We start from the raw sequence: 2,878 nt of genomic DNA, 5'->3' as shown, positions 1-2,878 counted from the left end.
GGGGCGCTCGGGGCCGGCGTCGGGGTGCTGCTGGCCGTGCGCCGGGTCCGGCCGGTCGCCGCCGACCTGACGGCGCTGGCCGCCGCGGCCCGCGGCCTCGGCGACGACCGGCACCCGCTGCGGAGCCGGGCGATGCACACGCCGGAGACGCTGGAGATGGCCGCGGCGCTCGACGGGCTGGCCGACCGGCTCGCCGAGGCGCAGGCCGCCCAGCGGCGGCTGGCCGCCGACCTGTCCCACCGGCTGCGCACGCCCCTCACCGCACTGCGCCTGGACGTCTCCGCCATCGGCGACGGACCGGCCGCCGACCGCGTGCGCGCCGCCGTCGAGTCCCTCAACGACGACATCGACGTGCTGATCCGCACCCCGTCCCCGGCGCACGCGCCCGGCCCGGCCCGCTGCGACGTGGTGGCCGTTGTGGGCAAGCGCATGGCGTTCTGGCAGGCGCTGGCCCGGCACAGCGGGCGCGAGTGCGAGTTCCGCTGCGTCGAGTCGCCCGCCGTGACCGCGCTGGCCGAGGACGACCTGGGCGCAGTCGTCGACGCCCTGATGAGCAACATCTTCCGCTACACGCCGGCGGGCACCGCGGTGGCGGTGTCGGTCGTGCGGCACGCCGGCTGGATCACCCTCGTCGTCGACGACGCCGGCCCCGGCGTCGCCGACCCCGTCGCCGCGCTGGGGCGAGGGGTCAGCAGCTCCGGGTCGACCGGCCTGGGCCTGGACATCGCCCGCGACGCCGTCGAGGCGACCGGCGGCACCATCCACGTCGAGCGGGCCGCGCTCGGCGGGGCCCGCATCCGGCTGCGCTTCGGCGAGGTCGGCGCCGAGCACGCCGACCCCGACGAGCCCCGCGCGTGGCGGCTGTGGGGGTCGGCGCGCACTCACTGACGGGATGCGACCCGGGTCGGGCGCGTCGCGCGCCACCGGCGGCGCGAGGCCAGCGCGGCCAGCCCGGCGCCGGTCGTGTTGAGCAGCACGTCGTCGACGGAGGACACCCGGTCCAGCTGCAGGGCGTACTGCGCGACCTCGATCGAGGCCGAGCAGCACGCCGCGAGCACCAGCACCCGCGGCACCGACGCCAGCGCGGCGAACCGCACCGGAGCGCAGAACCCCAGCGCCGCGAGCACCAGCAGGTTGCCCACGACCTGGCCCCGGTCCATCGTGACCAGGTCGGCCAGCGGCAGGAGACTCACCCGGCCGGGGACCTCCCCGGCCCGCCCGCCCGGCAGCATGGTCATCACGACCCACGGCAGCGTCCCGTAGACGATGCCGACCTCCGCCAGCGACCCACGAAGAGCCCACCGCGGCGTCGCGCCCGCCGCCCTGCGGGTACGGGCCAGCACCCACACCGCCAGCGCGGCCACCGGCAGCAGGGCCACCGTCGTGAGCGCCACGCCGGTGAAGGTGAGGTGCAGGGCGTACCAGTTCACGAAAGCTCCGCTGGGCGGCAGTCCATGCCACCAGTCAAGGCGGTGCGGTGTTGCCGGAACGTATCGACTTCCCGCGTGCGCCGGTCCCGGCTTCAGAAGTCCATGGCGCCGCCGGTCGGGTCCGCGGCGGGGGCCGGGGTCTTCTCCGGCTTGTCGGCGATGACGGCCTCGGTGGTCAGGAACAGCGCGGCGATCGACGCGGCGTTCTGCAGGGCCGAGCGGGTGACCTTGGCCGGGTCGATGATCCCGGCGGCGATCAGGTCCTTGTACTCGCCGGTGGCGGCGTCGAGGCCCGCACCGGAGTTGAGCCCGCGGACCTTCTCGGCCACGACCCCGCCCTCCAGACCGGCGTTGATCGCGATCTGCTTGAGCGGCGCCTCCAGGGCGACCTTGACGATGTTGGCCCCGGTGGCCTCGTCACCGTCGAGGCCGCGCAGGAAGTCGGTGGAGCCCTCGAACAGCCCGGCGCCGGCCTGGATCAGGGCGACGCCGCCGCCGGCGACGATGCCCTCCTCGACCGCGGCCTTGGCGTTGCGCACCGCGTCCTCGATGCGGTGCTTGCGCTCCTTGAGCTCGACCTCGGTAGCGGCACCGGCCTTGATGACCGCGACGCCGCCGGCGAGCTTGGCCAGGCGCTCCTGGAGCTTCTCGCGGTCGTAGTCGGAGTCGGTGCGCTCGATCTCGGCGCGGATCTGGTTGACCCGCCCGGCGATCTGGTCGGCGTCGCCGGCACCGTCGACGATGGTGGTCTCGTCCTTGGTGACCACGACCTTGCGGGCGCGGCCCAGCAGCGACTCCTCGGCGTTCTCCAGCTTGAGGCCGATCTTCTCGGAGATCACCTCGCCGCCGGTCAGCACCGCCATGTCGGTCAGCATCGCCTCCCTGCGGTCGCCGAAGCCGGGCGCCTTCACCGCGACCGAGGCCACCGTCCCCTTGAGCTTGTTGAGGATCAGCGTCGCCAGCGCCTCGCCCTCCACGTCCTCGGCGATGACCACGATCGGCCGGCCGGCCTGCATGACCTTCTCCAGGACCGGCAGCAGGTCCTGCACCGAGCTGATCTTCGACCCGACGAGCAGCAGGTACGGGTCGTCCAGGACCGCTTCCATGCGCTCGGTGTCGGTCACGAAGTGCGGGGCCAGGTAGCCCTTGTCGAAGCGCATGCCCTCGGTCAGCTCGAGCTCCAGACCGAAGGTCTGGCTCTCCTCGACCGTGATGACGCCTTCCTTGCCGACCTTGTCCATGGCCTCGGCGATCAGCTCGCCGATCGAGGCGTCCGCGGCCGAGATGGACGCCGTCGCGGCGATCTGCTCCCGCGTCTCGACCTCGTGCGCCGACTTCAGCAGGGCCTCGGAGACGGCCTCGACGGCCTTCTCGATGCCGCGCTTGAGGGCCATCGGGTTCGCGCCGGCGGCCACGTTGCGCAGCCCCTCGCGGACCAGCGCCTGGGC

Annotated in this window: 3 protein-coding genes; 1 reads left to right on the top strand and 2 read right to left on the bottom strand. The window is 74.0% G+C overall.

Annotation, left to right across the window (positions count from 1 at the left end; translation table 11 throughout):
* On the top strand, positions 1-888 hold an 888-nt coding region (locus KIK08_RS38465), incomplete at its 5' end, for a sensor histidine kinase (RefSeq protein ID WP_214408236.1).
* Here KIK08_RS38465 and KIK08_RS38460 read toward each other — a convergent pair.
* Positions 882-1,430, bottom strand: a complete 549-nt coding sequence (locus KIK08_RS38460) for a VanZ family protein (RefSeq protein WP_308258161.1) — start codon at positions 1,428-1,430, stop codon at positions 882-884. The genes KIK08_RS38465 and KIK08_RS38460 overlap by 7 nt on opposite strands.
* A gap of 92 nt (positions 1,431-1,522) precedes the next feature.
* On the bottom strand, positions 1,523-2,878 hold a 1,356-nt coding region (groL, locus tag KIK08_RS38455), incomplete at its 5' end, for a chaperonin GroEL (RefSeq protein WP_214408235.1).

Origin of the sequence: Pseudonocardia lacus (assembly GCF_018531445.1) — a bacterium.
In the GTDB taxonomy this organism is placed as follows: Bacteria; Actinomycetota; Actinomycetes; order Mycobacteriales; family Pseudonocardiaceae; genus Pseudonocardia; species Pseudonocardia lacus.
This window is presented reverse-complemented; position numbering and strand designations above follow the sequence as displayed.